This is a genomic window from Amycolatopsis sp. NPDC031561 (genome assembly GCF_055580625.1).
This window is the reverse complement of record NZ_JBVILA010000002.1, coordinates 449,674-476,362: the sequence shown is the minus strand read 5'-3', so window position 1 is coordinate 476,362 and position 26,689 is coordinate 449,674. Positions and strand designations below refer to the sequence as shown.

Here is a 26,689-nt window from a genome sequence, read left to right as displayed (position 1 = left end):
CTGCGGTTTTTTTCTCGGGGTTGGGGGGGGTGGGGGGGAAAAGAACAAAAAAGAGGGAAAAAACCGCGAGGGGGGTCAGGCGGGTTCGGCGACCAGGCGTTCGACGACGGGCAGCAGGTCCGAAGCCAGCAGGTCCCGCAGGAACACCGCCGCGACGCGGTGCTGTTTGTCCAGCACGATCGTCGACGGGATGATGTTGCGCGGGTAGCCCGAGAGCTGCAGCAGCGTCCGCCCCGACGGGTCGTAGATCGACGGGTACGTCAGCTTCCGGTCCCGCATGAAGTCCTGCGGCGGCTGCCGGTCGTTGTCGCGCAGGTCGATGCCGACCACCTCGACGCCGGACGCCTTGGTCTGGTCGTAGACCTTCTGCATCTCGGGCGCCTCGACGCGGCACGGCCCGCACCACTGGCCCCACAGGTTCAGCACGATGACCTTGCCGGGGAAATCGGCGATCGAAAGCTGTTTGCCCTCGTTCATGAGGTCGTCGCCGGACAGCGTCGGGGACTTCTGGCGGTCCGCGACGTCGTAGGTGATGTCGACCTTCCCGCCCGGCGACACGAAGTTGAAGCTGCCGCCGGTGACGACGGCGTCCTTGCCGGTGGTGCAACCCGTGACGGCGAGCAGCAGCACCGCCATGGCCGCCAGCATCCGCTTCATGCCCCGGTCACCTTCGGATCGGTGGTGCCGGCGGGCTCGCTGTAGACGATCCGCACGAGTTCCTCACCCTCGAAGACCAGGCTGGTCAGCGAAGCGAGCGAACACTGCCGGACGCGCGGGTCGTGCCAGAGCCGCTTCGCCTCCAGGAACCGCCGCACGGTCCAGATCGGCAGCTGGTGCGAGACGCACAGCGCCTCGTGTCCCTCGGCCGCCTGCCGCGCCCGGTAGATCGCGCCGAGCATGCGGTGCGCGATCTCGACGTACGGCTCGCCCCACGACGGCCGGAACGGGTTGACCAGCTTCGGCCAGTGCTTCGGCTGGCGAAGGGCACCATCGCCGACGGCGACCCGCTCGCCCTCGAACTGGTTGTCCGCCTCGATGAGCCGCTCGTCGGTGTCGACGTCGAGCCGGTGCGCGGCCGCGATCGGCGCCGCGGTCTCCTGCGCGCGCTGAAGCGGCGAAGCGACGACATGCGTGATGTCGTGCGTCGCGACGGCTTCGGCGACGGTCAGCGCTTGGCGCTGGCCGCGGTCGGAGAGCTTGAAGCCGGGCAGGCGGCCGTACAGGATCTTGTCCGGGTTGTGCACTTCACCGTGGCGGAGCAGGTGCACGATCGTCGTCTCGCTCACGCCTGGACCGCCTCGGCCGCGGCGCGGGCGGCTACGCGCAGCGCGGAGTCGATGATCTCGAACTCGGCGTCACCCATGGCCGCGTTGACGAACCACGCCTCGTACGCGCTCGGCGGCGCGTACACGCCGTTGTCCAGCAACGCGTGGAAGAACGCCGGGAACCGCCAGGTCTCCGAAGCCTGCGCGCCCGGGTAGTTCGTCACCGGGTTCTCGCTGAAGAACACGCTGACCAGGTTGCCCGCGTACTGCACGGTGTGCGTGACCCCGGCTTCGGTCAGCGACCGGTCGAACAGGTCGCCGAGCCGCTTCGCGTTGGCGTCGAGGGCCGCGTACACGGCGTCGTCGGCCGCGCGCAGGGTCGCGAGCCCGGCGGCGACGGCGACAGGGTTCCCCGACAGCGTCCCCGCCTGGTAGACCGGCCCGCCCGGGGCCAGCTTCGCCATGACGTCGGCGCGGCCACCGAAGGCGGCGGCGGGCAATCCGCCGGACATCACCTTGCCGAAGGTGTACAGGTCACCGGCGACGCCTTCGAGGCCGAACCAGCCCGCCTTCGAGACGCGGAACCCGGTCATCACCTCGTCCATGATCAGCAGCGCGCCGTGCTCGTGCGCGATCTCCTTGAGCCCGGCGTTGAAGCCCTCGGCCGGGGCGACGGCGCCCATGTTGCCCGCGGCCGCTTCGGTGATGATCGCGGCGATCGACTCCGGGTTGTCCACAAAGGACTTCCGAACCGCGTCGAGGTCGTTGTAGGGCAGGACGATCGTGTCGGCCGCCTGCGCGCCGGTGACACCGGGCGACGTCGGGAGGCCGAGTGTCGCGACGCCGGAGCCCGCTTCGGCGAGCAGCGCGTCCACGTGACCGTGGTAGCAACCGGCGAACTTGATGATCTTCGCCCGGCCCGTGAAGCCCCTGGCCAGCCGGATCGCGCTCATCGTCGCCTCGGTGCCGGAGTTGACCAGGCGGACCTGCTCCACCGGCTCGACGCGCCCGATGATCTCCTCGGCCAGCTCGACCTCACCGAGGGTCGGCGTGCCGAACGACAGGCCGTTGACGGCGGCTTCGCGCGCGGCGGAGACGACGTCCGGATGCGCGTGCCCGAGGATCATCGGCCCCCACGAAGAGACCAGATCGACGTAGCGGTTGTCGTCGGCGTCCCAGAGATACGGACCCTCGCCGCGCACCATGAACCGAGGGGTGCCGCCGACGGAGTTGAAGGCCCTCACCGGGGAGTTCACCCCGCCCGGGACCACGGCCTTCGCTCGTTCGAACCATGCCTTGGACTGATCGACTCCGGTAGTCACGCCCCCAGTCTCGCAAATACCGGATGACACCCGCCGCCGAGTCCTCGCGGTTCCGGGCGCGGCGTGACCGGTCCCACTAGGGTGGGAAGCACTCCTGTCGAAACACTCGCGGAGGAACCCACGTGTCCACGGTGCCTTCACCGCCGACCCACCATCGTCGCCTGCGCTGGCAGGCCCTGGCCGGATTCATCGCCCTCTCGGTGATCGTCGGGGTGGTGGCCGCACTGGCCGTGGCCACCCGCTCCGAGGCGCAGAACGCGCTGGCGCGCCCGTCGTGGGCGCCGCCGGGCTGGCTCTACGGCCCGATGTGGTCGGTTCTGCTCCTCGTGGTCGCCGTCGCGGGCTGGTTCTACTGGCGGACGGACGGCGAAACGCGCGGCTTCGCCTTCTACGGCCTCTGCCTGCTGCTGACCCTGCTCTGGACGCCGTTGTTCTTCGCCGGTAGCGCGCACGCCCTGGCGCTGGCCGACGTCGTCCTGCTGGACTTCGTGGTGCCCATCACGATGATGGAGTTCGGTCGCCGGTCGAAGATCGCGGCCTGGCTGCTCGTGCCGTATCTGCTGTGGCTGCTGTTCTCGACCGCGGTCAACGCCGCCGTCGTCTGGCTCAACTAGTCCTTGGGCTTGCGTTGTTTGGTGCGGACAGCGAGGAGGAACTGGCGGATCGCGTCCACCACCAGGATCGCGGCCAGGACACCCAGCCCGATGGCTCCGGCGAGCGGGCCGCCGAAGTAGCGCTGCGATTCGAGGGTCGTCGTCTCGCCGTAGGTGATCACGACCGGGACGACCCCGGCTTTCCAGCACGCGAAAACACCCCACACCGCGAGAGCGGCGAGGATCAGCTCGACGGCACCCACCACGGCGCGCAGGGGTTTGTGCAGGCGGGCCGCGGGCCGGGCGTCCTCCGGTGGCCACAGGTCGGCCCCGGTCGGCTGGGGAAGGTCGATCACAGTGAGCAGCTTCTCATGACTCTGTGGTGCGAGCACGCACCAAATCCTCGAGAGCCTCACGGAGGGCGTCCGGATCCTTGGCCCAGGCGCGGACGAAGACCCCGTCATCGAGCTTCAGGCCGACCTCGCCGTGCTTCTTGGGGATCGTCCAGCCGCCGCCGAGGACCCGCGCCCCGACCGGGGCTTCTTCGTCACCGAGGACCTCGGTGATCCGGGCGGCCTCCAGGGTTTCGCGGCCCTGCCGGTAGCCGTCGGCGGTGACTTCGAGCGAGAGGTACCGGCGGCGGGCGTACACCCACGGCAGGGTGATCAGCACCAGTCCCGCCGCGACCAGGATCCAGGCCAGCCAGTGGACCGGTCCACCGGTCGCCAGTTCGGCGAGCAGCCCGGCGAGCGCGAACAGCGGTGCCCACAGCAGCGCCGTCCAGCCGACGCCGGGTTCACCGTAGAGAGCCGGCTCGGGCGTCATGGCAGCTCGCGCCCGACCTTCGGGAAGTAGTCGGCGACGCTGGGCAGGTACATCAGGATCAGCGCGATCGCCGCGATCAGCGTGGCGATGACCACGAAGAGCGCGCCACCGAGGAGGAAGACCCCGACGAGCGCCAGGAAGATCGCGAGGCCGGTCAGCACCGCCCTGGCCGAACGCGTGCCCTCGCGGGCCTTGTAAGCGAAAAGGCCGAACAACAGGGCGAAGGTGATCGCTCCGACGAAGAGGTTCCTGATCAGGACATCGACGCCCTCGACGATCCGCGCCGGGTCGACCTTCAGCGCAAGGTCGGGCTGCACGGCGTTCTGCCTGGAGTACTCGTCGATCACCTGTTGCCTGCCGATCTGCAGCCAGGCGGGTCCGGCGATCAGGGTGAGACCGGTCGCGATCCACAGCCAGAACGACAGGGCGACGGGCTTCGGCACGACCCGCTTCGGCGGCTCCTGACCCGGAAGGATCGGGTCGGGCGCCCTCCCCCGCTTGCGGCGCTCGTCGTCCGTTTCGCTGTCGCTCACGCGAGGCAGCCTAGTCCAGCCAAGCAGCGGCTTCGGCCGCCCAGTAGGTGAGGATCATGTCCGCGCCCGCGCGGCGGATCGACGTCAGCACCTCGAGGATCGTGCGCTCGCGTTCGAGCCAGCCGTTCGCGGCGGCGGCTTCGACCATCGCGTACTCACCCGAGATGTTGTACGCCGCCACGGGAACCGGCGACGCTTCGGCGGCGGCCCTGATGACGTCCAAATAGGACAGTGCGGGCTTGACCATGATCATGTCCGCGCCCTCGGCGATGTCCAGCTCGATCTCGCGCAGCGCTTCACGCACGTTGCCCGGATCCTGCTGGTAGGTCTTCCTGTCGCCCTTCAGCTGCGAGTCGACGGCCTCGCGGAAGGGGCCGTAGAACGCGCTGGCGAACTTCGCCGAGTAGGCGAGGATCCCGGTGTCGGTACGCCCGGCGCGGTCGAGCGCGGCGCGGATGACGCCGACCTGACCGTCCATCATCCCGCTGGGCCCGAGCAGATGCGCGCCCGATTCAGCCTGCGCGAGACCCATTTCCGCGTACAGGCGCAGGGTCGCGTCGTTGTCGACACCGCCATCGGCGTCGAGGACGCCGCAGTGACCGTGGTCAGTGAACTCGTCGAGGCAGGTGTCGGCCATCAGGACCGTCGAGTCGCCGAGCTCGGACTTCAGATCGCGCAAGGCGACGTTGAGAATGCCGTTCGGATCGACCGCGCCGGAACCCTCCGCGTCACGCGTCTTCGGGATGCCGAACAGCATCAGTCCGCCGACACCGGCGTTGACCGCCTCGACGGCGGCTTTGCGCAGCGTGTCGCGGGTGTGCTGGACGACCCCGGGCATGCTGGAGATCGGGCGGGGCGCGTCGATGCCCTCGGCCACGAACATCGGGAGGATCAGCTGGCGCGGGCGCAGCGTCGTCTCACCGACCAGCCTGCGCATGGCCGGAGTGGTACGGAGCCTGCGGGGACGATGTTCGGGAAACACCCCTACGACGGTACTCCGGCCCGCTTGAGAACCGGTCCGCAGGCGCGATGAAAGGCGCATTGGTCCAGTCGGGCGGCGTTCCCTAAGAGACGGTAAAGAGTCATCTTCGTCCGGTTTGTACCCGCTGTGACGCGGGTTACCTTCCACCGCATGTCGAGTTCAACGGTAACCGACCAACTGGAAGAACCGCCCGTCGGCTGGCGCGCACGGCTGCGCCAGGTCGGGCCGGGAATCATGGCCGCCGCGACCGGGGTCGGCGCGGGCGACCTCGTCGCGACCATGGTGGCCGGATCGCGCTTCGGGTACACGCTGCTGTGGGCGGTACTCGTCGGGACGATCTTCAAACTCGCGCTGGCCGAGGCCGTCGGCCGCTGGCATCTGACCTCGGGCCGGACGATCCTGTCCGGCTGGCGGACGCTGGGGATCTGGGCGCTGATCTACTTCGGGATCTACGCGGTGATCTGGGGGTTCGTCTACGGCGCGACCGCGATGTCGGCGTCCGGGCTGCCGCTCAACGCGCTCTTCCCCGCGCTCCCGGTGCGGTACTGGGCGATGATCTGCGGCCTGCTCGGCTTCGCGCTGGTGTGGTTCGGCCGGTACGCGATCATCGAGAAGCTGATGACGGTGCTCACCGGCGTGATGTTCGTGACCGTGGTCGGCACGGCGATCCTCGCCATGCCGAACTTCACCGCGCTGTTCGAAGGCGCCGTCCCGACCCTGCCCGACGGCTCGCTCGTCTACGTCCTCGGCCTGGTCGGCGGTGTCGGCGGCACGATCACCCTGGCGGCCTACGGCTACTGGACGCTCGCGAAGGGCTGGCGCTCGGCGAAGTGGCTGCCGATGATGCGCACCGACAACGCCGTCGGCTACCTCATGACCGGGATCTTCGTGATCGCGATGCTGATCGTCGGCGCGGAACTGCTGCTGGGCCAGAAGATCATCTCGGGCGACAAGGGCCTGCTGTTCCTCGGTGACACGCTCGCCGCGGACTACGGGCAATGGGCGCGGATCCCGTTCCTCATCGGCTTTTTCGCGGTTTCGTTCACGTCGGTGATCGGCGTCTGGCACGGCGTGAGCCTGCTCTTCGCGGACTGGTGGCGCATCCTGCGGCTGCCCGCGGACACGACGGAAAGCGTTGAGGCGTACGAGAAAAGGCCGGGGAGCGCAGTCTCGCCTATCGGGGTTACGTGCTGTGGCTGACTTTTCCGCCGATGGCGTTGCTGTTCCTCGACCAGCCCTTCCAGCTCACGGTGATCTACGGCGTGCTGGGCTCGTTGTTCATGCCGTTCCTGGCGGCGACGTTGCTGGTGATGCTGAATACGTCGCGGGTGCCGAGGTCGGGGCGGTCCGGCTGGGTTTCGAACGGGCTGCTGGGCATCTGCCTGGCGATGTTCGCGTACCTGGCCTACACGGAGGTCGTGAAGTTCTTCAGCTGACGTTCTCGTGAGTGGTAAAGACGGTTCTAACCGTCTTTACCACTCACGAGGCCTTACAGCGGAATGGTCTTGCTGTTGCAGCCCCCGCCCCCGCAGGCCGACACGGTCAGCTGGGTCGCACCGACCGGCAGCCGGAGCACGACCCGCCGCACCCCGTCGTCGACGACGATCTGGTTGATCACGCCCGGCGGGGACACGGCGAACCGCGCGATGAGAGCCGAACCCGGTGCGCTGTCGGTCACCGTGGCGAGCAGATCTCCCCGATCGACGGTGCCCCGGACGCTTTGCACCGCGCATCCGAGCGGACTGCAGACCTCGAACTGCTTGGGAGCCGCGGCCGCCGTGCCCGCGAATCCGGCGAAACCGAGCGCCAGCACACCCAGAGCGGTGGTGGCACGAGCAAGAGCCTTCATGATCACTCCCCAGTGATTGTCGGAACCACCGACGCTACGACCCACCGCTTCGCGCGCGGTGAAGTTTCACTAAGGACCGAAAAAGCCCCCTTCCCACGCGAAACGTGAGAAGGGGGCTTCAGCGGTGATCGTCAGGAGACCAGCGTCCTACGCAAGTAGTCGACTACTTGCGTAGGGCCCAAGTACGAACCGTCAGGAGCGGCGGGCCCGCTTCGCCTTGCGCGGCGGCGGGAGCGCACCTTCGGCGCGGAGCCGCGCGGCGTGCTCGGCGAGCGCGTCGACCAGGTGCGGGACGTCGGCCTTCTCAGGCTGGACATCGACCCGCAGCCCGAACTCCACGGCGGTTTCCGCGGTCTTCGGGCCGATGCACGCGACCAGCGTGCGGGTGTGCGGCTTGCCGGCGATGCCGACGAGGTTCCGCACGGTCGAGGACGAGGTGAAGCAGACCGCGTCGAAACCGCCGGTCTTGATCATCTCGCGGGTCTCGGCTGGCGGCGGCGCGGCGCGCACCGTGCGGTACGCGGTCACGTCGTCGATCTCCCAGCCGCGTTCCCGCAGGCCGGCCGAAAGGGTTTCGGTGGCGATGTCCGCCCGCGGCAGCAGCACGCGGTCGACCGGGTCGAGGACGTCGTCGTACGGCGGGAACTCGGCGAGGAGGCCTTCCGAAGACTGCTCACCTTCCGGGATCAGCTCGGGGATGATGCCGAACGAGCGCACCTTCGCGGCGGTCGATTCGCCGACGCAGGCGATCTTCACGCCGGAGAAGGCGCGGGCGTCGAGGCCGAACTCCTCGAACTTCTCCCACACCGCGCGGACGGCGTTGGTCGAGGTGAAGACGATCCACTGGTAGCGGCCGTCGACGAGACCCTTGACCGAACGCTCCATCTGCGCGGGGCTGCGCGGCGGCTCGACCGAGATGGTCGGGACCTCGTGCGAGGTGGCGCCGTGGCCGCGAAGCCGCTCCGCCATCTCACCGGCTTGCTCCTTGGTGCGCGGCACCAGGACCTTCCAGCCGTACAGCGCGCGCGACTCCCACCACGACAGCTTCGAGCGCTGGCCGACGGCCTGGCCGATGGTCACGATCAGCGGGCCGACGAGCTCGCCCGCTTCGTTCGCGACGGTGGCCAGCGTGGTGTCCAGGGTGCGCTGGGTGTTGATGGTGCCGTTGGACGTCACCGCGACCGGGGTGCTCGACGGCAGCCCGTGCTCGGTCAGCGCGGACGCGGCCTCGGCCAAGTGCGCCGAAGTCGCGTGCAGCACGATCGGGCCCGGGGTGGCGGCCAGCGCGGCCCACTCGACGTCACCGCGGACGTCGACCTCGGTGTGTGTACCGCCGAGCGCGACACCGGCGTACGCCGGGACGGCGGCGCCCGGCGAGACGCCCGGGATGATGTCGAAGACGGCGCTGGTCCGGGAAACGGCCTGCACCTCGGCGACGACGGCGGGCTGGGTCAGCGGGTCGCCGGCGATCAGCCGGAGCACCAGCCGTCCCGCCTTGGCCTCGTTCACCAGGTCCTTGGCGACCTCGGTGGCCTCGCCGACGGCGGGGCGCACTTCGGCGCCCTCGGCGGTGAGGGCCAGGACGCCCGAAGGGACGTCCGGGTCGGTCACCACGACCTCGGCCTTGGCGAGCAGCTCCTGAGCGCGGACGGTCAGCAGACCGGCGTCACCGGGGCCCGAGCCCACGAAGGCGACACGCCCGGTGGTCTTACGCGCGGGGGTCATCTGTGCGTTCTCCTCTTGAGCGGCCGCAGTCGATCGCGGCCCTACCTTCAACGTTCTGACTCACTGGGCGGGGCCGGACAGTGCGCCGGCCCCCAGATCGAGCAGCTCGGCGGCCAGTGTCCGGCCGAGTTGTTCGGCTTCGTGCTTGTCGGCGAGCGCGGAAGCGCGCACCATGTCGACCGCTTCCCCGTCAGCTTCGACGGCGGCGGTGCCCCGCAACGAGATCCGCTCGACGACCCGGCCATCGGCGTCCAGGTCTTCGACGATCTCCGCCAGCGCTCCGACCGGTGCGCTGCACCCGGCTTCCAGCGCCGCGAGCAACGCCCGCTCGGCGGTCGCCACGGCACGGGTGCCTTCATCGTCCACTGTGGACCCGAGCAGGTGCTCGATGTCCACGTCTCCGGCCCGGCACTCCACCGCCAGCGCGCCCTGTGCGGGCGCGGGCAGCATCTGGATCGGGTCGAGGGTCTCGGTGATCTCCTCCGCCCGGCCGATCCTGGCCAGTCCGGCACGCGCCAGGACGACGGCGTCGAGCTCTCCGTCGGTCACCTTGCGCATGCGGGTGTCGATATTGCCTCGGATCGGCACGATTTCCAAACCGAGACCGAGCGCGCGCAGTTGCGCGGTGCGCCGCGGCGAGCCGGTGCCGACGGTCGAACCGGGCGGCAGCTCGCCGAGAGTGAGCCCGTCACGGGCGATCAGCGCGTCACGCGGGTCCTCGCGGAGCGGCACGGCGGCGAGCACGATGCCCGGCTCCGGCTTCGTCGGCAGATCCTTGTAGGAGTGCACGACGACGTCGACTTCCTCGCGCAGCAAGGCTTCGCGCAGCGCGGAAGTGAACACGCCGACCCCGATCGTCGGGATCGGGGCGGACGATTTGTCGCCGGGGGTCGTCACGGTGACGAGCTCGACCTCGGCCCCGGTGGCGCGCAGGGCGTCGGCGATGGTGCCGGTCTGCGCGAGGGCGAGTTTGCTGCCGCGCGTCCCGATCCGGATGACTCTGCTCACTGATGATCACTGTCTTTCGGCGTTGACGTAGGACTCGCCACGGCGGCGGGCGCCTGCGGGTCGAGGCAGAACAGCTCGCGCAGCGCGTTGGCGTAATCGGTGTCGGCCGTCTCGGCGGCCAGCTGCTTGACCCGCACCGTCGGCGCGTGCAGCAGCTTGTCGACCACGCGGCGGACCGTGCGGCCGACCTCCTCGCGGACCCCGGCTTCGAGGTCCGGCAGGCGGTTGTCCAGCCGCAGCAGTTCGGCGTCGACCACCTCGGCCGCCCGGCGCCGCAGCGCCGTCACCGTCGGGGTGACCTCGGCGCTGCGCTGACCGGCGAGGTACTCGCGCACCTCGTCGAGCACGATGCCGGTGGCCTTCGCGGTCTGGCGTTCCGTGGTCGGGGTGCCCGCTTCGCGCATGCGGCGCTGGATGGTCTCGAGGTCGACAACGGTGACGTCGGCCAGTTCGGCGACCTCGTGCTCGACGTCGCGCGGGAGTCCGAGGTCGCAGACGACCAGCGGGCGACCGGCGCGGGCCGGGACGTGCCCGGTGGTGAACACCGCGGCGTTCGCGCCGGTGCAGCAGACGACGACGTCCGCCTCGGCGACCGCGTCCGCGATCCCGCTCATCTGGACGGCTTTCGCGGGCACTCCCTGCTCGACGCTCGCGGCGGCGAGGCGGGCGGCCCTGGCTTCGGTGCGGTTGGCGATGGTGATCTCGCCGATCCCGGACTTGCGCAGCTGGGACGCGGTCAGCGCGCCCATCGACCCGGCGCCGACGATCAGCGCGCGCTTGCCCGCGATGTCCCCGGCCGCGGCCAGCGCCTCGGAGACGACCGACGCGCCGAGCTTGTCCAGCCCGGTTTCGGTGTGGACGCGTTTGCCGACGCGCAGCGTGGTCTGGATCAGCTCGTGCAGCGTGCGGCCGACGGTGCCGGCGTCGCGCGCGGTGGCGTAGGACGACCGGATCTGGCCGAGGATCTGCGTCTCGCCGACGACCATCGAGTCCAGCCCGGAGGTGACCGAGAACAGGTGCTCGATCGCGGCGCCCGCGTAGTGCACGTACAGGGAGTCGTAGAGGTCCGCGGGCTCCATCCCGGCCTGGCGGGCGAGCACGTCGGAGACGTCGTTCAAACCGCCGTGGAAGGTCTCGACGACCGCGTAGACCTCGATGCGGTTGCAGGTGGAGACGAGGATCGCCTCGCTGACGTGCTCGGCCTGCTGCAGTTCGTGGAGCACCTTGGTCACGTCGGTCGCGGGGACCGCGACGCGCTCCAGGGTGTTCAGCTCGGCACTGCGGTGCGAAAGCCCGACAGCCAACACGCTCATCTTCAGCGCACCACCATTCCGTTGCCGTGGCCGTTCACGCTGCCATTCTCGGCGCCCTTGGGGGCGGCGTCTCCTCCGCCGTTGCCGTGAGCGGCCAAATCCGCGCGGCGAGCGACGTGGAACGACAGGATCTGCAACTCGACGGCGAGATCGACCTTGCGCACCTCGATATGTGCCGGAACCTGCAGCACCACCGGGGCGAAATTCAGGATGCACTGCACGCCACCTGCGACAAGCCGGTCGCAGACCGACTGCGCGGCGGTGGGCGGAGTGGCGATGACGCCGATGGAGATCTGCCGTTCGGCGCAGACTTTGGGGATCTCGTCGAGATGGGAGACCGGGAGGCCGCCGACCGGCACGCCGACCAGGTCCGGGTCGAGGTCGAACAGGGCCTCGACCGGGAACCCACGGCCGGGGAACCCGCCGTAGTTGGCCAGCGCGTGCCCGAGGTTACCGATCCCGACCACGGCGACCTTGTGCTTGCGGGTCAGGCCGAGGATCCGCTCGATCTGGCTGACCAGGACGCTGACTTCGTAGCCGACGCCGCGGGTGCCGTACGAGCCGAGGTAGGACAGGTCCTTGCGCAGTTTCGCGGAGTTGACGCCCGCGGCCTGCGAGAGCTCCTCGCTGGAGATCGTCGTCGCGCCCTGCTCGGCCAGCCCGGAAAGGACGCGGAGGTAGACGGCGAGGCGCGCGACGGCGGCCTCGGGGATCGACTTCGCGCGGACGGCTTCCGGCTCGGCGGTGGCCTCGACGGCGGGCATCTCCGCGGTGGGCGCGTTGTCGGCGTCCGGTGTCACCCGGGTGCGCCGGCCTCGTTGCGACACCACGCTTGTCCGCTCCTCTGGTCCTGCTGAGTACATGAGTCGCCCGAACCAGGAAATCGGCTCTTGACCCGCGGCGCTGAGTCCGGTTCGATGCCGGGCGCTTTCGGAGGCGACGTATCTACGGTAGCCACTTGTGAACGCAGGCACAAAGTCACTGGTAGAGGGGATGACGCACCCCACACCCGCACAATTTCCCGCGTGAAGGCCCCCTTCCCTCGGCTGAGCCGCGTGAAGGGGGCCTTCACGCGGGTCTAGCGCGCGTTGACCGACACCGTGTGGAGTCCGGTCGCCCCGTCCGGGACGGTTCCGACCCGCGTTTCGGTCTGCGTGTAGCCGGACTGATCTGTCGCCCGGACGGCGACCTGATGCTGACCAGCGGCGACGTCCACCTCGGCCCACCACATCCGCCAGGTGTCCTTCGAGGTCTCGGCCGACAGGACGGTCTCCCGCCACGGTCCCTGGTCGACGCGGACCTCGACCTTCGCGACGCCGGTGTGCTGCGCCCACGCGATCCCGGACACGACGACCTTGCCCGCGGTCACGGCCGAACCCGGCGCGTCGATCCGCGACTGCGTCTTCACCGGCCCTTCGCGGCCCCAGCCGCGGTTGAGCCAGTACGCCTCGCGGTCCTTCCACGTGGTGATCTCCAGCTCGGTCACCCATTTCGTGGCGGACACGTAGCCGTACAGCCCGGGGATCACGATCCGCGCGGGGAAGCCGTGCTCGATCGGCAGCGGCTCGCCGTCCATGCCGATGGCGAGCATCGCGCCGCGTCCGGGATCCAGCGCGGCTTCGACCGGGGTTCCGCAGGTCCAGCCGTCGACGCTGGTCGCGAACAGCTGCTCGGCGCCGGGTTTCACGCCCGCCTCGTTCAGCAGGTCTCGCAGGTCGATACCGATCCAGCGCGCGTTGGAGATGTACGGACCGCCGACCTCGTTGGAGACGCAGCACAGCGTGACGTCGCGTTCGAGCAGCGGCCGCGAGCGGATGTCGTCATACGTATAGGTGACTTCGCGATCCACCATCCCGTGGATCCGCAGGCTCCAGTCCTCGGTGCGGACCTGCGGGACGACCAGGGCCGTGTCGATCCGATAGAAATCCTTCGATGGAGTGAGATACGGCGGGGTGCCGAACTTCACGAAGTCCGCGTCGGGCGGGGTCGGCGGCGCTGTCCTCGCCGCGACGAGCCTGCCGACGGCGGCGCGAGACTCCTCGGCGTTCTTCCGCGTTCCGACGAACTGGCCGGTCAGCGCGGCGACGCCCGCGCCCGCCGCGACGGAAGCGCCGGTGATCAGCACCTTCCGCCGGTCCGGCCCCTCGCCCTCGCGGGCGTCGAAGAACACCGGCGGGCGGAAGAACGACTGCAACCAGGTGAAGACGACGAGCCCGGCGACCGTCGCGGCCACCGGCGCCAGCAACGAGACCTGCCCGAGGTCGGTGCGCACGTAGACGGCGGCGACGCCCGCCGCGCCGAGCAGGCCGACGATCACCTGGCCGGGCAGCGGCTTACGGCGCGAAAGTTGTCCCGCGAGCAGCGCGATCAGCACCAGCACCACGGCGAGACCGATCTTGAGGATCGGCTTGTCCCACGTCTCCAGCGTCCGCTCGGCCCAGGCCACGACGGCGTGCGGACTGTGGTCGATGACGAAGTTCGCGACGGCGACGAACGGCGAGGCCGTGTACCCGACGAAGCCCGCGACGAGATGTCCGACGCCGAGCGCGGCGGCGAGAGCCAGCAGCCCGGTCAGAGCTGCTTGCGGGAAGGTGAGCCTGCGTTCGTCGTCCACGTCTCCATCTTCGCCAGGGATATCCCCGAAGATCGGCCGTTCGCCCTTACGAGTGTGTTACGCCAGCGCCTTCCGGAGCCTGTCCTCTTCGACCCGCCAGTACCCGTGCTCGGCGTCGTCGATCAGGATCACCGGCACGCGGTCGCCGTATTCGGCCCGCCATTCGGGGTCGCTGTCGACGTCTTCCGCCGACCAGGCCACGCCGAGTTCGCCGCAGATCCGCTCGATGTCCTGTTCCGCGACCTCGCACAGGTGGCAACCCGTGCGGGTCATGACGGTCACGTGGTGCGCCATACGTCAATCCTTACCTGAGCCGAAGCCTGCGCAGTTTGCCGGTGGCCGAATGCGGCAAGGACTCGGCGAACTCGACGGTGTGCGGCACCTTGTACCCGGCCAGGTGCTCCGCACAGTGCTCGACGACCTGCTGCTCCGAGAGCGAAGCGCCGGGCGCGGGGACGACGACGGCCTTCACCGCTTCGCCGGTCCGCTCGTCGACGACACCGACGACACCCGCCTCGACGACCTCGTCCAGCATCGAGATCACGTTCTCGACCTCGTGCGGGAAGACGTTGAAGCCGTTGACGATGATCAGGTCGTTGGCCCGGTCCACCAGGTGCAGGTCGCCGTCGGTGTCGAGGTAGCCGACGTCGCCGGTGCGGAACCAGCCCTCCTCGTCGGGACCGTGCGAGCCGTCGGGCCAGTAGCCGGAGAACAGGTTCGCGCCGCGGATCGACACCAGGCCGGTGCCGCCGTCCTCGTCGAAGGCGTCTCCGAGTTCGTCCGGGTCCTGCGGGACGGGCGTCGCGTCGCCGTCGCTGTCGACCAGCCGGAGCTCGACACCGGGCAGCGGCCGTCCCACCGAACCCGGCTTCGGATAGCCGGTGACCAGCGTCGTGGTGACCACGGGCGCGCACTCGGTGAGGCCGTAGCCCTCGTAGACGTCCAGCCCGGTGGCGCCGCGGAGGGAGGTGAGGATCTTGGGGTGCAGCGGTGCCGCGCCCGACGTCATCCGGCGGACGGTGGAGAGGCCCTGCCCGAGCTCGTCGGGGTCCATCGCGGCGAATTCGGCGTACATCGCGGGCACGCCGGCGATCGAGGTCACCCGGTACTCGGCGCAGTCGGCCAGCGTCCGCTCGGCGAGGAAACGCTCGGACAGGATCGCCGTCGCGCCGACCGACGCGACCTGCAGCAGGCCGGGCCCCAGTCCGTAGACGTGGAACAACGGGATGGTGATGAGCACGCGGTCGCCGTGCACGAGCGGCGTCGGGACGATCCGGCTCAGCTGGTCGAGGTTCGCCAGCAGCGCCCGGTGCGACAGCATCACGCCGCGCGGCGGGCCGGTCGTTCCGGAGGTGTACGAAATGACCGCGATGTCCTCACCGGCCCCGGCCGCCTCGACCGGTTCGGCTGCTCCATCCGAGGTAACAGGTGGTGAGAGGCTCGTCACTCCGTCGAAGAGCTCTTCGGTCGTCTCACGTTCGAGGACGAGCCGCGCGCCGCTGTGCTCCAGCAGCCCGTTCAGCTCCGCCACCGGAGCCTGCGGCGAGATCGGGACGACCACCGCGCCCGCCCGGAGCGCCCCGAACAGCGAGACGGCGAAAGCGGCCGACGTCGGCAGCCGCAACGCCACCCTGTCGCCGCGCTCGATTCCCGCGTCGAGCAGGGCGCGGGCCAGCGCGTGGGCGGCGTTGTCGAGTTCCGCCCAGGTCAGCGCGACCCCTCCGCCGGTCTCGTGGACGGCGGCCTTGCCGGGCCACTGCCGGGCGGCCTCCGCGAGCAAGGTGGGCACGCTTCCTTCGGCAACCTGCTCCGCGCTCAACTGCGAACCTCTTCCCTCGGTGAACGGCGTTGCCAGTTTGTCATCTCGGCCACCGTCATGGGTGTCACTCGCTTTCGTCGCAGTTCCGTAACCCCGGCACCGCTACCTACTTCGCGGTAACTACACGTATGCTGCTGATCGTCGTCGAGTGGTGTTGATCACTCGATGGTGAGAAAGGGAGTCCGGACGTGCAGATCTTGCAGGCCCACGCGGCGGTGGGACATGCGGGCCGGTCTTCGGAGTCCGGAACGGGAGGTGCGCCATGACCCTTCCTGCGCCGAACCCCGTCTCCATGCTGGCGGGCCACATCCTCCGGCGGAGCGGATTCCCCGCGGTTCCGTCGTCCAGGGCCAAGTCCGGCGACACGACCGAGACCACCGACGCCGCCGCCGAGGCCGCGAAGGCCGAAGCCTGGGACCTGGTGAGTGCCGCGCAAGGCGGCGACACGTCCGCTTTCGGCAGGCTCTACGACCGCTATGTCGACGTCGTCTACCGCTACGTCCTGTTCCGCCTCGGCGACCGGGACCTCGCGGAGGACGTCACCAGCGAGACCTTCCTGCGCGCGCTGCGCCGCATCACGTCGGTGAGCTACCAGGGGCGTGACGTCGGCGCCTGGTTCGTCACCATCGCGCGCAACATCATCCTCGACCACGTGAAGTCGAGCCGGTTCCGCCTCGAGGTCGTCACCGACGAGGTCGCCGAGCCGAACGGGGCGCCGATCGGGAACGTCGGCGTGCAGGCCGTCGCGGGGCCCGAACAGCAGGCCATCAGCCGCGCCACCCGCGCCGAGCTGCTGCGTTGCGTCGCCGAACTCGGTGAAGACCAGCGTGAGTGCATCGTGCTGCGGTTCATGCAGGGACTTTCGGTCGCCGAGACCGCGGCGATCATGAAGCGCAACGAAGGCGCCATCAAAGCCCTTCAACACCGCGCGGTACGCCGTTTGGCACAACTTCTGCCCACCGGATTGCGTTAAAGTCCCATATTTACTCCTGACCGGGCCTTGCCGTAACCCTTGGGCGTCCCCGCTCGTTTTCCCAGCCAGACCGGTGTCAGGACCGGGCTGAGCAGATGGAGACTTCGCCGTGGGCGTGCCGGGATGGTTCGCACGGGAGCGAGCGGACGGTGACCGCTTCGCGGACCTTGTCGACGGCACCCCACCACAGGACGACGAATTCGAGCTGGAACTCGCGCTCGTCGGCGGCCTGCGCGAACTGGGCGCCGGTGGCGCCCCCGACGCCGAAACCCGGAAGCGGATCCGCGACGAGATCGCCGGACGCCTCGCCGAAGCCGAAGCCCCGTCGAAACGCCGTGGTCACGCCATCGCCAACCTTTCCGCGGCCGCCGTCGCCCTCGTCCTCGCACTGGGCGGCATCACCCTCCTGCTGTCCAGGGACGCGTTGCCGGGCGATCCGCTCTACGGCATCAAACGAGCGGGTGAATCGGCCGCGCTCGGGCTCACGTTCGACGAGCAGGACAAGGCGAAGAAGCATCTGGAATTCGCCACGAACCGCGTCGGCGAACTCGACGAACTGACCAGGCAGGGCGCGTCCACCGGCGCGTACTTCACCGGTCTCGCCGATTTCGAGACCGATCTGCGGGCGGGCGTGTCACAGCTGACGGCGATCGTCACCGACCAAGGCGGCCAGAGCAGGCTGTCCGAACTCCGCTCTTGGGCGCGGCAGCAGTCCGACCGGCTCGGCCTCCAGGTCGGGAACGCCCCCACCGAGGCCCGCGACAAGTTCGCCGCCGCCCGTGTCCTGCTCGACAAGGTCCAGACGCGGACGACGGATCTCGGCTCGCGACTGGTCTGCTACACCATCACCACGGGCTCTTCCGACGATCTGGGCGCGCTCCCGGCCGCCGGTGACTGCGTCCGCGATCCCGGCTCCCCCAACGCCGTCGTACCGCCGGTGATCTCGCCCGCACCGTCCTCGGCACCGGCCGGCTCACCGTCGCCGACCTCGCCTCCGCCGTCATCCGGCGTGGACACCGCCGTGCCGACCGGACCGCTCGTGCCGCCTTCCGGCGGGACGCCACCGCCCGTGGTGGCGACGCCCACCCAGACGAAGACGCCGCCCCCGCCGACGACCACGACACCCCCGCCGCCGCTGATTTCGATTCCGCCGCTCATCCCGGGGTTACCGCCGATCATCATCGGCTGACGCGCTAAGTGATGAGGCAGGCGCCACACCTGGTACGACTCGGTTGAGCTCTCGCTACGCTGTGCATAGGCACCTGGGATTCCGGAGGCGGTGTGCGTGTCAGTTTGGCGGGGCAAGGATAAGAGTCAAGAGCTCGAACGGCTGGCCGAGCTGGCGGGTGAAGCGTCGGCCGAGGCCGCGATGGCGACAGCGTCCGCCGAAGCACTCGAACCACCCGCGCCACCCGCACCGCCGGACCTGACAGCGGCCGCGTTCTTCGACGTCGACAACACCATGATGATGGGCGCGTCGATCTTCTACTTCGCCCGCGGCCTGGCCGCGCGCAAGTTCTTCACCTCCGCCGATCTGGCCGGATTCGTCTGGCAGCAGGTGAAATTCCGGCTCGGCGGCCGGGAGAACAAGGAAGACATCAAAACCCACCGCGAGCGCGCACTGTCCTTTGTGGCCGGTCGCACCGTGCAGGAACTGACCGACATCAGCGAAGAGATCTACGACGAGCTGATGGCGGACAAGATCTGGTCCGGCACCAGGGCGCTCGCGCAGATGCACCTCGACGCCGGGCAGCGCGTCTGGCTCGTCACCGCGACCCCGATCGAACTCGCGGCCATCATCTCGCGGCGCCTCGGCCTCACCGGCGCACTGGGCACGGTCGCCGAGACCAAGGACGGCGTCTACACCGGCCGTCTGGTCGGCGACCTGCTCCACGGCCGCGCGAAGGCCCACGCCGTCCGGGCGCTGGCGTCACGCGAAGGGCTGAATCTCAAGCGCTGCACGGCGTATTCGGACTCGCAGAACGACGTCCCGATGCTGTCGGTCGTCGGGACCGCGGTCGCGGTGAACCCCGACGGCGGTCTCCGGGACGTCGCGCGGGCACGCGGCTGGGAGATCCGCGATTTCCGGACCGGGCGGAAGGCCGCGAAGATCGGCGTGCCTTCGGTGCTCGGCGTCGGCGCCGTGGCCGGCGCTGTGGCGGCGGGCATGGCCTACCGGCGCCGCTGACGCTTCGCCCCCGCTCCGCCGCGTTTGGTCCTCTAGTTGCGGTACCCCCTCAATGCAATGAAAGGCCCGTTACTTGCAAATTTTGCAAGTAACGGGCCTTTCCTAGCGTCCGGAAGGCGGAGCAAACCGCAACTAGAGGACTAAACGCGTGGGTGGGGGCTCAGCCCTTGAAGACGCTCTTCCGCCGCGAAAGCCGTTTGTACAGCGACTGCTGGATCGACTCCCGCACCTGGTCGGTCAGCGTGAACACCAGCATCGGGTCGTCCACGGCGTCCGCGTCGTAGGTGTCCGTGCGGATGGGCTCGCCGAACTCGATGCTCCACTTCGTCGGCAGCGGGATCGCGCCGAGCGGGCCGAGCAGCGGGAAGAACGGCGTCACCGGGAAGTACGGCAGGCCGAGCACCCGTGCGAGCAGCTTGATGTCGCCCACCTTCGGGTAGATCTCCTCCGCGCCGATGACCGACACGGGAATGATCGGCACCCCGGTCCGCAGCGCGGCGGAAACGAAACCACCGCGGCCGAACCGCTGCAGTTTGTACCGCGACGAGAACGGTTTCCCGATGCCCTTGAACCCTTCCGGCCAAACGCCGACGAGTTCTCCCTTGCGCAGCAAGCGTTCCGCGTCGGCGTTGCAGGCGAGCGTCTGCCCGGACTTGCGGGCGAAGGAGCCGACGAGCGGGACCTGGAACACCAGATCCGCGCCGAGGCCGCGCAGGTGCCTGCCGCCGGGGACGTGGTCGTGCACGGCGACGGCGGTCATCAGCGCGTCGAGCGGCAACGTGCCGGAGTGGTTCGACACCAGCAGCGCGCCGCCGTCGGCCGGCAGGTTCTCGACGCCGAAGGTGTCGACGCGGAACCACTTCTCGTACAGCGCGCGCAGCGGCGGCAGCAGCAGGGTTTCGGTGAGCTCGGCGTCGAAGCCGAACTCGTCGACGGTGTAGTCACCGGTCAGCCGGTCCCGCAGGAACCCCAGCGCCGTCCTGAGCGAGGCCGGGAGGAGGTCCGCGTCGGCCGGGCTGGTCCGGGCGGGCGAGACCCGCGTCGCCCCGGGGAACTCGACGACGGGCGCGTCGGCCCGGCGCTCCTGCTTCAGCTGCTCTTGCGCCTCTTCGGACTCGCGAAGATCCCGATCCGCCTGAGCGGCCGAGTCCGGCTTCTCTCTGCCGGGGCCGTGCAACGGGATGACCTGCGCTTCAGCGCCGCTCACGTTTTCCGCCTCGCCTTCGTGAGAGTTTTCGGGGGTGTTCTCGCGCGGCCTGCTCACCGGTGCGCCGCCTGCCCGGTCGCCGCGGCCACCAGGACCTTGCCGGCGAACCCGGCCAGCCTGCCACCGTCCACCACGGGCCTGAGCCCGCGGCCGGTGATGTAGTCGTCGAACGCCTCGCGTGTCGTCCACCGCGGGATGTAGCCGAAGTCCTTTTTGAGCTTCGTGATGTCCACGACGCGGCCGAAGTTCAGCAACCGGACCTGATCGGCGGAGAAATCGACCACCCGGGCTCCGCGCAGGACCTTGCCGACCGACGGCACGACACCGCTGGGCATCGGCAGTTCGACCCGGCCGGCTCGCCGGATCGCCTGTGAAAGGGTGAGTACCCCCTCCGAGCCGACATTGAACACGCCGGGTTTGTCGTTCAGCGTCGCCTGTTCGAAGACGGCGAGCGCGTCGGTGGCGTGGAGCAGCTGGATCCGCGCGTCGTAGCCGAAGACGGTCGGGACCACCGGCAGCGCGAAGTAGCGCGAGAGCACGGTGTCGATCTCCGGGCTGATGATGTTGGCGAACCGGAGCAGCGTCGTCGTGATGTCGGGACGGCGGCGCATGAGCCCGCGGACGTATCCCTCCATCTCGACGGCGTCCTTCGCGTAGCCGCTGGTGGAGGTGGGGATGAGCTCGGAATCCTCGGTGAAGACGGCCTGGGAGCGCGCGCCCGCGCCGTAGACCGCGGCCGTCGACTTCACCACGAGCTTGCGCACGAGCGGCGAGCGCTGGCAGGCCGCCAGCAGCCGCATCGTGCCGATGACGTTGACCTCTTTGATCGCCGTGCGGCGAGCGGGACCGGCCGGATGCGCGGTGCACGAGGCGTGCACGACGGTGTCGACCTTGGCCGTGCTGATCACCTTGGCGATCAGCGGATTGCGGATGTCGGCACGGACGTACTCAGCGCGCCCCATGCGCTGCAGAACCGACTTCTGCGGGGGCGTGGTGTCCACGCCGATCACCCGCTCGAACTCCGGATTGTTGCCGAGTCTGGCGAGCAGCTTCCCGCCAAGGTCTCCCCCGACCCCGGTCACGAGCACGATGTTCGACGGCATAGGACTCCCTGCGGCTATGGGGCGGTTCTCGGACTTCGATCACGGGGTCCTGATGACCTTGAGCACGACTTTGATCCACCGAGTGTGCGCGAACCTGCACTCATGGGAAGCATCGCGCGGCTGCCCTTGAGATGTTACCGCTCATTAGGGGTAGTCGAGCCAGCGCTTACATGCTATTAACCCGACGCTCGCAGAGGGGATCCACGTCTCACTCGAATGGGCGGAAACCGTCCACCAAATGGGAATGGCCCGTCCAGAAGCTGGACGGGCCACTCACCGGCTGTGTCTTACTTGCCGGCCTTCCTACGCTGAACGCGCGTCCGGCGCAGCAACTTCCGGTGCTTCTTCTTCGACATGCGCTTACGGCGCTTCTTGATCACAGAGCCCATCGAGAGCGCTCCTTCCTTCGTCGTCGGTCACGCTGCCCGGCGCAGCGTCCAACGGGTGGAGCGCACAGGCACGAGCGGTCTTCCAGGGTACTCGCGCCCCGGAAGACGCCCTCGGGCGGGCACGCTGTGCTCCGCGAAGCGAGCCTCAGCCCACGTCGAAGTACGCGCCCTGCAGATATTCGTGAACGGCCTTTTCGGGCACTCTGAACGACTTCCCGACGCGCACCGCGGGCAACTCGCCCGAGTGAACCAGTCGGTAGACGGTCATCTTGGAGACCCGCATCAGCGTGGCCACCTCGGCGACCGTCAGAAACTGGACCTGACCCACTGAGGGCAGATCATCCTTCTTGTTCGACGGCATGAATCACCGTGCCCTTCGACACGTGTCGCGCCACGCGGCTTCCCCACCTGTGGTATCGACACGCACGTGCTCTCCTGAGAGTAGCGGGACACGTGTGGCTAAAGCGACGCGAGTCACCGAGATGGGCCTGTCCGACTCGCAATCAGTCGGCTACTTGCGCAGGCCCAGGACGTGCGCGAGCAGGTGCCCCCGCAAGTAGAGGACTAATTGCGGGGGTCGTGCGCACGGCCCAGCTCGGTCGAGCGGTCCTTCGCGGCCTCGATGGCGGCCAGCAGCGCGGCGCGGACGCCGTGCTTCTCCAGCTCCCGGATGGCGTTGATGGTCGTTCCGGCGGGTGAGGTGACGGCTTCGCGCAGCAGCACCGGGTGCTCGTCGGACTCCGCGAGCATCTTCGCCGCCCCGACCGCCGACTGGATGATCAGCTGCCCGGCGAGCGCACGGGGAAGGCCGAGCAGGATCCCGGCGTCGATCATGGCCTCGACCAGGTAGAAGAAGTACGCCGGCCCGGATCCCGAAAGCGCCGTGACGGCGTCCTGCTGCGACTCCGGCACCTCGACGACCTGCCCGACGTGGGAGAGCAGCTCCTTCACCACCGCGACGTGCTCGGCGGTCGCGTGCGCACCCGCGGAGACCGCGCTCATCGCCTCTCCGACGAGCATCGGGGTGTTCGGCATGACCCGCACCACCGGGACGCCCTCGGCCAGCCTGCGCTCGTACAGGGCGGTCGGCAGGCCCGCGCACAGCGAGACCACCAGCGACTCCTTGCCGAGCAGCGGCGCGAGCTCGGCCAGCACCGGGTCGATGTCCTGCGGTTTGACCGCGACGACCAGCACGTCGGCCCGGCGCGCGGCGTCGGCGACGGTGACCCCGTGCACGCCGTAGCGCTCGGTCAGCTCGGCAGCGCGCGCCGGATACCGCTCGGTGAACAGCAGGTCAGCGGGGCTGTGCCCGCCGTGCAGCAGGCCCGAGAGCAGGGCCTCCCCGATCTTCCCGGCACCCAGAACCGCGATCACAGTCATGCGGTTCAGCGTGCCAAACCACCGTCAGCCCCCGGGCGCCGGGGCGAGCGCCAGCTGACGCGACTGGCAGACCAGCCTGCCTTGCGAGTCCACCACGACGGCGTCCGAATCGAACCAGGCCTCGTGCACCGACTGGGCCTGCACGATCACCCGCAGCCAGCCCGGCGCCGGGCGGGTGCGCAGCAACGCGGTCAGCTGCACGGTCGGCGCCCAGCCGACGCGGCCGAGGTTGTAGACCACCGGCGGGTTCACGTCACCCGCGAGCAGGGCGAAGTAGGGATCCGGCAGACCGTGCCGCGGCCGGACCCACAGGCGGATCTTCGGCGGGTCGCCGATCCGGCCGTGCAGGTAGCCGACGCTCGCCGGATCCAGCCGGACTTCGCAGCCCTTCGCCAGGTTGAACATGCCTTCGGACGTCTCACCGGTCATGGGCACCGCGCCGGGCGGCGGCTCGGCGGGCATGGCCGGGACGTCGGTCCACTCCGGACGCCGCATCGGCAGCCGCCCGGTGGTCACCCTGGCCTCGACGCAACTGCGGCCCCGCTGCTCCAGCAGGACCGCGACGACCGAGGCGCGCCTTCCGACCTTCCGGACGTCGGTACGCAGCAACACCGGACCCACCGCCGGGGGGTGCAGGAACTCCGCGCTGATCGCCAGCGGCTCGGATGGCGGCTCGCCGCGTTCGTGGAGGAGCGAGAGGGCGGTCCGCGCCATCAGGGCCATCAGGAAGCCGCCGTGCGGATGGCCGCCGATCGACCATTCGGTGCGCAGTACCGCCGTGAACGTGCCGTCACCCAGTGATCGAGTCGCGCATGCCGCGTCGAAGGAGGTGCCCGTTTCGTCTGCCCCGTTCACCGAGCACTAACCCAGGCCACGAGCCGATCCATCGGGGTGCGGGAGATCAACAAGCGCAGCTGGTTCACGGTCGGAACTTTACGTGTACCAGCGCCTTGGGCGCAGGCAGGAATGAATCTCCGCACCTGGAGACGATCTTTGTCACTGACCGAGGTGAAACCTCGCGAACAAGAGTGACTCCGCGAGATCTCGCGACCGCTGTGCCGCGCTCGGCGACCGGCGGGTGTTGATCTCCAGAACGATCTGTCCGGAGAAATCGCTGTTCACGAGCTTTTCGAGGAGTTCGGCGCAGGGTTCGATCCCGCGTCCGGGCACCAGATGCTCGTCCTTCGGGAGGCCGGTGCCGTCCGCCAGATGGACGTGCGTGAGCCCTTTTCCCATTCGCTCGGCGAGCGCGAGAGCGTCCATTCCGGCTGCCGCTGTATGGGACAGGTCGAGCGTGTAGTGGCGAAACCCTACGTCCGTAGGGTCGATCGACGGCCGGAAGGCCGAAACGCGCGAGGTCCGCGATCCACCGGGCGGGCGGACCTTGAACATGTTCTCGACGGCGATCTCGATGCCGCTCTCTTCTTCGAGTTCGTCGACGAGGTCCCCGAACGCGTCGCCGTAGCGGCGCTGCCACCGGAACGGCGGATGCACCACGACCGTGCGCGCGCCCAGTTCCAGTGCCGCGTCCACGGACATCCGCAGGCGCACCTCGGGATCCGGCGACCACACGCGCTGGGTGATCAGCAGCGACGGCGAGTGGATCGACAGCACCGGCACCCCGGTGCGGCGCGACCATCGGCGCAGCGCGGAGACGTCCTGGCTGACCGGGTCGGCCCAGATCATCACCTCGACGCCGTCGTAGCCGAGGTCCGCGGCCATCTCGAAGGCCACGCCCGCCTTCAACGGCCAGACGGACGCGGTGGAGACGCCTACTGGAATATCTGTCGCGCCCTTCGCGATCTCGCTGCCAGGGCGCGAGTCTCCGGGTGAACTCACGCCGAGAGCCTAAGGCGCCCTGTCATCGAGATCGCGAGCCTCCGGCGAAAGAGGGGCGCGACGGTGAAGTCTCCGTCGCGCTGGCGCGCTTCGGAGACCGTGTGGTCACCTTCGAACCGGGCACCTTTGCCTGTGGTCGTGTTGGAGCTGGTCGCGTTGCGGCTAACGCGCGACCAGCAGGAGTGCGGCCGGTGAGACCGTCACCACCAGTCCGACCAGCACCGCGAGCACCGTGGTCTGCAGATCTTCCGCCCGGCGGATCTTGCGGACGATCCACACCAGCGCGACGATCACCAGCAGCGCGGCGACCAGCGCGGCGGCGGGGATGTTCACCCACAGCCAGTTGAAGCCCAGCCAGACCCCGGCGCCGCCGACCACGCCGAGGGCGAGCTGACCGGCGAGCGCCAGCCACTGCTTCCCCGGTGAAGCGTTCTCGGCGGGCTCCTCGACCTCTTCGACGACGTCCGCGTCCCGCTCGTCGTAGTCGTCTTCGTAGTCGTCGGCGCGATAGCCGTACTCCTCGCGGCCGAAGTCCGGGCCGCCGTCGGGGTACGCCGGGTCGGCGAACTCGCGCTCGTACTCGTCGAGGTCGTCCTGCCGCTCGCGATCGTCGAGCGAATGCGGCGGCACGAACGGCATCGGCGCGGGGTGGGGCTGGTGGGACGAAGCCTGGGTCGGCGGGCCCGCGTCGAACGGGTCCGGTTCGGGATCGGCGTCCGGTTCGACAGGTGCGACCGGGGGCGGCACGGCCGGGATCCCGCCGATCTCGGTGTCCTCGGACTGCACCTTCTGCCTGCGTTTGCGCCAACCCGCGAGACCGGCGGGCGGAGCCGCGGGCTCTACGGGCGCCTCGGCTTCGGGCGCGGTGTCGTCGCCGACCGCGGCGAACTGCTCGGTGCTCGGCTCGGCCTTGGGCTGGGCGGGACGAGCGGGTGGACGACGGCGCCGCGCCGGCTGGGCGGGCGGGGTCGCGAACGCGCCACTGGCCATCGGGCCGGGCGGGTCCTGGACGTCTTCGGGCGGAGCGTCGGCCCCGCCGTCGAGTCTCGCCGAAAGTCCTGCGGACGGCGGTCCGGCGGGGGGCTCGGGACGGCGGCGGACCGGCGGCACGGCGCCACGGGTCTCCTCCGGGCCCGCGGGCCTCGGACGGCCACGCGGGGGCAGGCCCTCGGAATCCGGCGGGCGCTGCTGATAGCCGGACTGTTCCTGCGGCGGGGTCGGCCGGACGAACTGGCCCGACTGCTGAGGCGGCTGCGGCGGACGCTGCTGGTAACCGCTCTGCTCCTGCGGCGGGGTCGGCCGGACGAACTGCCCCGACTGCTGAGGCGGCTGAGGCGGCTGCGGCGGACGCTGCTGATAGCCGCTCTGCTCCTGCGGCGGGCGCACCGGCGGCGTCTGCCGGGTCGGGGTGGACGCGACGTCCGGCGGCACCGGCAGCGGCGCGGCGTCCTGCTGCGGCGGAGGCGGAACCGGACGCGCTCCGGAGTCTTGGGGTCGCGAACGGCGCGGCGGGCGCGAAGGCGGCGGCGGGGTGTCGCCGGACACCCTGTCGATGATCGCCTGCGGCGCCGTGTCGCTCACCGAGGGCTCGCGTCGGCCGCGCGGCGGCTCGGGAGCCTCGTCCTCGTCGTCGGCCGCGCGGCGTCGCCTGCGGCGCCCGCCTTCGGGCTGGGCTCCGTGCTGCGCGAGCAGCTCCGCCACGGTCTTCTGCGGCGGGCCGCTCTCTGTTTCGTCCGTCATACCGTGCTGTCCAATGCGCGCT

Annotated in this window: 27 protein-coding genes and 1 pseudogene; 5 read left to right on the top strand and 23 right to left on the bottom strand. The window is 69.6% G+C overall.

Going from position 1 to position 26,689, the window contains the following annotated elements; translation table 11 throughout:
* Nucleotides 1–75: 75 nt before the first annotated feature.
* Genes ACZ5IK_RS07865 through hemL form a run of 3 tightly spaced genes read right to left on the bottom strand, consistent with a single transcriptional unit; the run spans nt 76 to nt 2,587 of the window.
* Nucleotides 76–657 (bottom strand): TlpA family protein disulfide reductase, encoded by a 582-nt coding sequence (locus ACZ5IK_RS07865; protein ID WP_465487063.1) that lies wholly within the window; start codon nt 655–657, stop codon nt 76–78.
* On the bottom strand, nt 654–1,286 hold the full coding sequence (locus ACZ5IK_RS07860) for a histidine phosphatase family protein (RefSeq protein WP_101612025.1): 633 nt from the start codon (nt 1,284–1,286) through the stop codon (nt 654–656). Before ACZ5IK_RS07860 ends, ACZ5IK_RS07865 begins: the two co-directional genes overlap by 4 nt.
* Nucleotides 1,283–2,587, bottom strand: a complete 1,305-nt coding sequence (hemL, locus tag ACZ5IK_RS07855; protein ID WP_465487062.1) for a glutamate-1-semialdehyde 2,1-aminomutase — start codon at nt 2,585–2,587, stop codon at nt 1,283–1,285. Before hemL ends, ACZ5IK_RS07860 begins: the two co-directional genes overlap by 4 nt.
* Before the next feature lie 122 nt (nt 2,588–2,709).
* Between hemL and ACZ5IK_RS07850 the strand changes: the two genes are divergently transcribed.
* Nucleotides 2,710–3,201: a TspO/MBR family protein gene (locus tag ACZ5IK_RS07850; protein ID WP_465487061.1), complete on the top strand. Its 492-nt coding sequence runs from the start codon at nt 2,710–2,712 to the stop codon at nt 3,199–3,201.
* On the opposite strand, the gene ACZ5IK_RS07845 is transcribed toward ACZ5IK_RS07850, so the two are convergent.
* The 4 genes from ACZ5IK_RS07845 to hemB are packed head-to-tail and all read right to left on the bottom strand — an operon-like array spanning nt 3,198 to nt 5,520.
* A complete protein-coding gene (locus tag ACZ5IK_RS07845) occupies nt 3,198–3,572 on the bottom strand; it encodes a hypothetical protein (protein WP_101612022.1) in 375 nt (124 codons plus the stop codon). The two genes, ACZ5IK_RS07850 and ACZ5IK_RS07845, sit on opposite strands and share 4 nt — an antisense overlap.
* The gene (locus tag ACZ5IK_RS07840) at nt 3,550–4,005 is read right to left on the bottom strand and encodes a hypothetical protein (protein ID WP_465487060.1); all 456 of its coding nucleotides are present in this window, start codon (nt 4,003–4,005) and stop codon (nt 3,550–3,552) included. Before ACZ5IK_RS07840 ends, ACZ5IK_RS07845 begins: the two co-directional genes overlap by 23 nt.
* On the bottom strand, nt 4,002–4,538 hold the full coding sequence (locus ACZ5IK_RS07835) for a hypothetical protein (protein ID WP_465487059.1): 537 nt from the start codon (nt 4,536–4,538) through the stop codon (nt 4,002–4,004). Before ACZ5IK_RS07835 ends, ACZ5IK_RS07840 begins: the two co-directional genes overlap by 4 nt.
* A 10-nt stretch (nt 4,539–4,548) precedes the next feature.
* Nucleotides 4,549–5,520, bottom strand: coding sequence for a porphobilinogen synthase (gene hemB, locus ACZ5IK_RS07830; protein WP_465487058.1), 972 nt, complete (start codon nt 5,518–5,520; stop codon nt 4,549–4,551).
* A 150-nt stretch (nt 5,521–5,670) separates the two neighbouring features.
* On the opposite strand from hemB, the pseudogene ACZ5IK_RS07825 reads away from it, so the two are divergent.
* Nucleotides 5,671–6,956, top strand: a pseudogene (locus ACZ5IK_RS07825) (Nramp family divalent metal transporter).
* 53 nt (nt 6,957–7,009) lie between these two features.
* Here ACZ5IK_RS07825 and ACZ5IK_RS07820 read toward each other — a convergent pair.
* The 8 genes from ACZ5IK_RS07820 to ACZ5IK_RS07785 form a co-directional block, all read right to left on the bottom strand.
* Nucleotides 7,010–7,369 carry a hypothetical protein gene (locus ACZ5IK_RS07820; protein ID WP_465487057.1) on the bottom strand — a complete coding sequence of 120 codons (360 nt, stop codon included), beginning with the start codon at nt 7,367–7,369 and terminating at the stop codon, nt 7,010–7,012.
* A gap of 192 nt (nt 7,370–7,561) precedes the next feature.
* Nucleotides 7,562–9,094: a bifunctional uroporphyrinogen-III C-methyltransferase/uroporphyrinogen-III synthase gene (locus ACZ5IK_RS07815; RefSeq protein ID WP_184898723.1), complete on the bottom strand. Its 1,533-nt coding sequence runs from the start codon at nt 9,092–9,094 to the stop codon at nt 7,562–7,564.
* Between the two features lie 60 nt (nt 9,095–9,154).
* Nucleotides 9,155–10,102, bottom strand: coding sequence for a hydroxymethylbilane synthase (hemC, locus tag ACZ5IK_RS07810; RefSeq protein WP_168214476.1), 948 nt, complete (start codon nt 10,100–10,102; stop codon nt 9,155–9,157).
* Nucleotides 10,099–11,415 (bottom strand): glutamyl-tRNA reductase, encoded by a 1,317-nt coding sequence (locus tag ACZ5IK_RS07805; protein WP_465487056.1) that lies wholly within the window; start codon nt 11,413–11,415, stop codon nt 10,099–10,101. The genes hemC and ACZ5IK_RS07805 overlap by 4 nt, the downstream gene beginning before the upstream one ends.
* A gap of 2 nt (nt 11,416–11,417) precedes the next feature.
* On the bottom strand, nt 11,418–12,245 hold the full coding sequence (locus tag ACZ5IK_RS07800; protein WP_369862300.1) for a redox-sensing transcriptional repressor Rex: 828 nt from the start codon (nt 12,243–12,245) through the stop codon (nt 11,418–11,420).
* 248 nt (nt 12,246–12,493) lie between these two features.
* Nucleotides 12,494–14,029: a molybdopterin-dependent oxidoreductase gene (locus ACZ5IK_RS07795; RefSeq protein ID WP_465487055.1), complete on the bottom strand. Its 1,536-nt coding sequence runs from the start codon at nt 14,027–14,029 to the stop codon at nt 12,494–12,496.
* Between the two features lie 57 nt (nt 14,030–14,086).
* On the bottom strand, nt 14,087–14,323 hold the full coding sequence (locus ACZ5IK_RS07790) for a glutaredoxin family protein (RefSeq protein WP_400948413.1): 237 nt from the start codon (nt 14,321–14,323) through the stop codon (nt 14,087–14,089).
* A 10-nt stretch (nt 14,324–14,333) separates the two neighbouring features.
* On the bottom strand, nt 14,334–15,818 hold the full coding sequence (locus ACZ5IK_RS07785) for an AMP-binding protein (protein WP_465487054.1): 1,485 nt from the start codon (nt 15,816–15,818) through the stop codon (nt 14,334–14,336).
* A 292-nt stretch (nt 15,819–16,110) separates the two neighbouring features.
* On the opposite strand from ACZ5IK_RS07785, the gene ACZ5IK_RS07780 reads away from it, so the two are divergent.
* The 3 genes from ACZ5IK_RS07780 (at nt 16,111) to ACZ5IK_RS07770 (ending at nt 19,009) form a co-directional block, all read left to right on the top strand.
* Complete coding sequence (locus ACZ5IK_RS07780; protein ID WP_465487053.1) at nt 16,111–16,821, top strand: sigma-70 family RNA polymerase sigma factor; 711 nt, start codon at nt 16,111–16,113, stop codon at nt 16,819–16,821.
* A gap of 109 nt (nt 16,822–16,930) precedes the next feature.
* On the top strand, nt 16,931–18,010 hold the full coding sequence (locus ACZ5IK_RS07775; protein ID WP_465487052.1) for a DUF5667 domain-containing protein: 1,080 nt from the start codon (nt 16,931–16,933) through the stop codon (nt 18,008–18,010).
* 96 nt (nt 18,011–18,106) lie between these two features.
* Nucleotides 18,107–19,009, top strand: a complete 903-nt coding sequence (locus ACZ5IK_RS07770) for an HAD family hydrolase (protein ID WP_005151723.1) — start codon at nt 18,107–18,109, stop codon at nt 19,007–19,009.
* A 160-nt stretch (nt 19,010–19,169) separates the two neighbouring features.
* Here the strand turns inward: ACZ5IK_RS07770 and ACZ5IK_RS07765 are convergent, their stop codons facing one another.
* From ACZ5IK_RS07765 to ACZ5IK_RS07730, 8 genes are all read right to left on the bottom strand, one after another.
* Nucleotides 19,170–20,273, bottom strand: coding sequence for a lysophospholipid acyltransferase family protein (locus ACZ5IK_RS07765; RefSeq protein WP_465487051.1), 1,104 nt, complete (start codon nt 20,271–20,273; stop codon nt 19,170–19,172).
* Nucleotides 20,270–21,319 (bottom strand): NAD-dependent epimerase/dehydratase family protein, encoded by a 1,050-nt coding sequence (locus ACZ5IK_RS07760; protein WP_101612008.1) that lies wholly within the window; start codon nt 21,317–21,319, stop codon nt 20,270–20,272. The genes ACZ5IK_RS07765 and ACZ5IK_RS07760 overlap by 4 nt, the downstream gene beginning before the upstream one ends.
* Before the next feature lie 287 nt (nt 21,320–21,606).
* The gene (locus tag ACZ5IK_RS07755) at nt 21,607–21,708 is read right to left on the bottom strand and encodes a 30S ribosomal protein bS22 (protein WP_007030867.1); all 102 of its coding nucleotides are present in this window, start codon (nt 21,706–21,708) and stop codon (nt 21,607–21,609) included.
* 145 nt (nt 21,709–21,853) lie between these two features.
* Nucleotides 21,854–22,069: a helix-turn-helix domain-containing protein gene (locus tag ACZ5IK_RS07750; protein ID WP_076164244.1), complete on the bottom strand. Its 216-nt coding sequence runs from the start codon at nt 22,067–22,069 to the stop codon at nt 21,854–21,856.
* 203 nt (nt 22,070–22,272) lie between these two features.
* Complete coding sequence (gene proC, locus ACZ5IK_RS07745; protein ID WP_465487050.1) at nt 22,273–23,088, bottom strand: pyrroline-5-carboxylate reductase; 816 nt, start codon at nt 23,086–23,088, stop codon at nt 22,273–22,275.
* Nucleotides 23,089–23,112: 24 nt separating this feature from the next.
* Nucleotides 23,113–23,943, bottom strand: coding sequence for a thioesterase family protein (locus ACZ5IK_RS07740; protein ID WP_465487049.1), 831 nt, complete (start codon nt 23,941–23,943; stop codon nt 23,113–23,115).
* 141 nt (nt 23,944–24,084) lie between these two features.
* Nucleotides 24,085–24,810, bottom strand: coding sequence for a sugar phosphate isomerase/epimerase family protein (locus ACZ5IK_RS07735; RefSeq protein WP_465487248.1), 726 nt, complete (start codon nt 24,808–24,810; stop codon nt 24,085–24,087).
* Nucleotides 24,811–25,089: 279 nt separating this feature from the next.
* Nucleotides 25,090–26,667 (bottom strand): hypothetical protein, encoded by a 1,578-nt coding sequence (locus ACZ5IK_RS07730; protein ID WP_465487048.1) that lies wholly within the window; start codon nt 26,665–26,667, stop codon nt 25,090–25,092.
* Between the last annotated feature and the right edge of the window lie 22 nt (nt 26,668–26,689).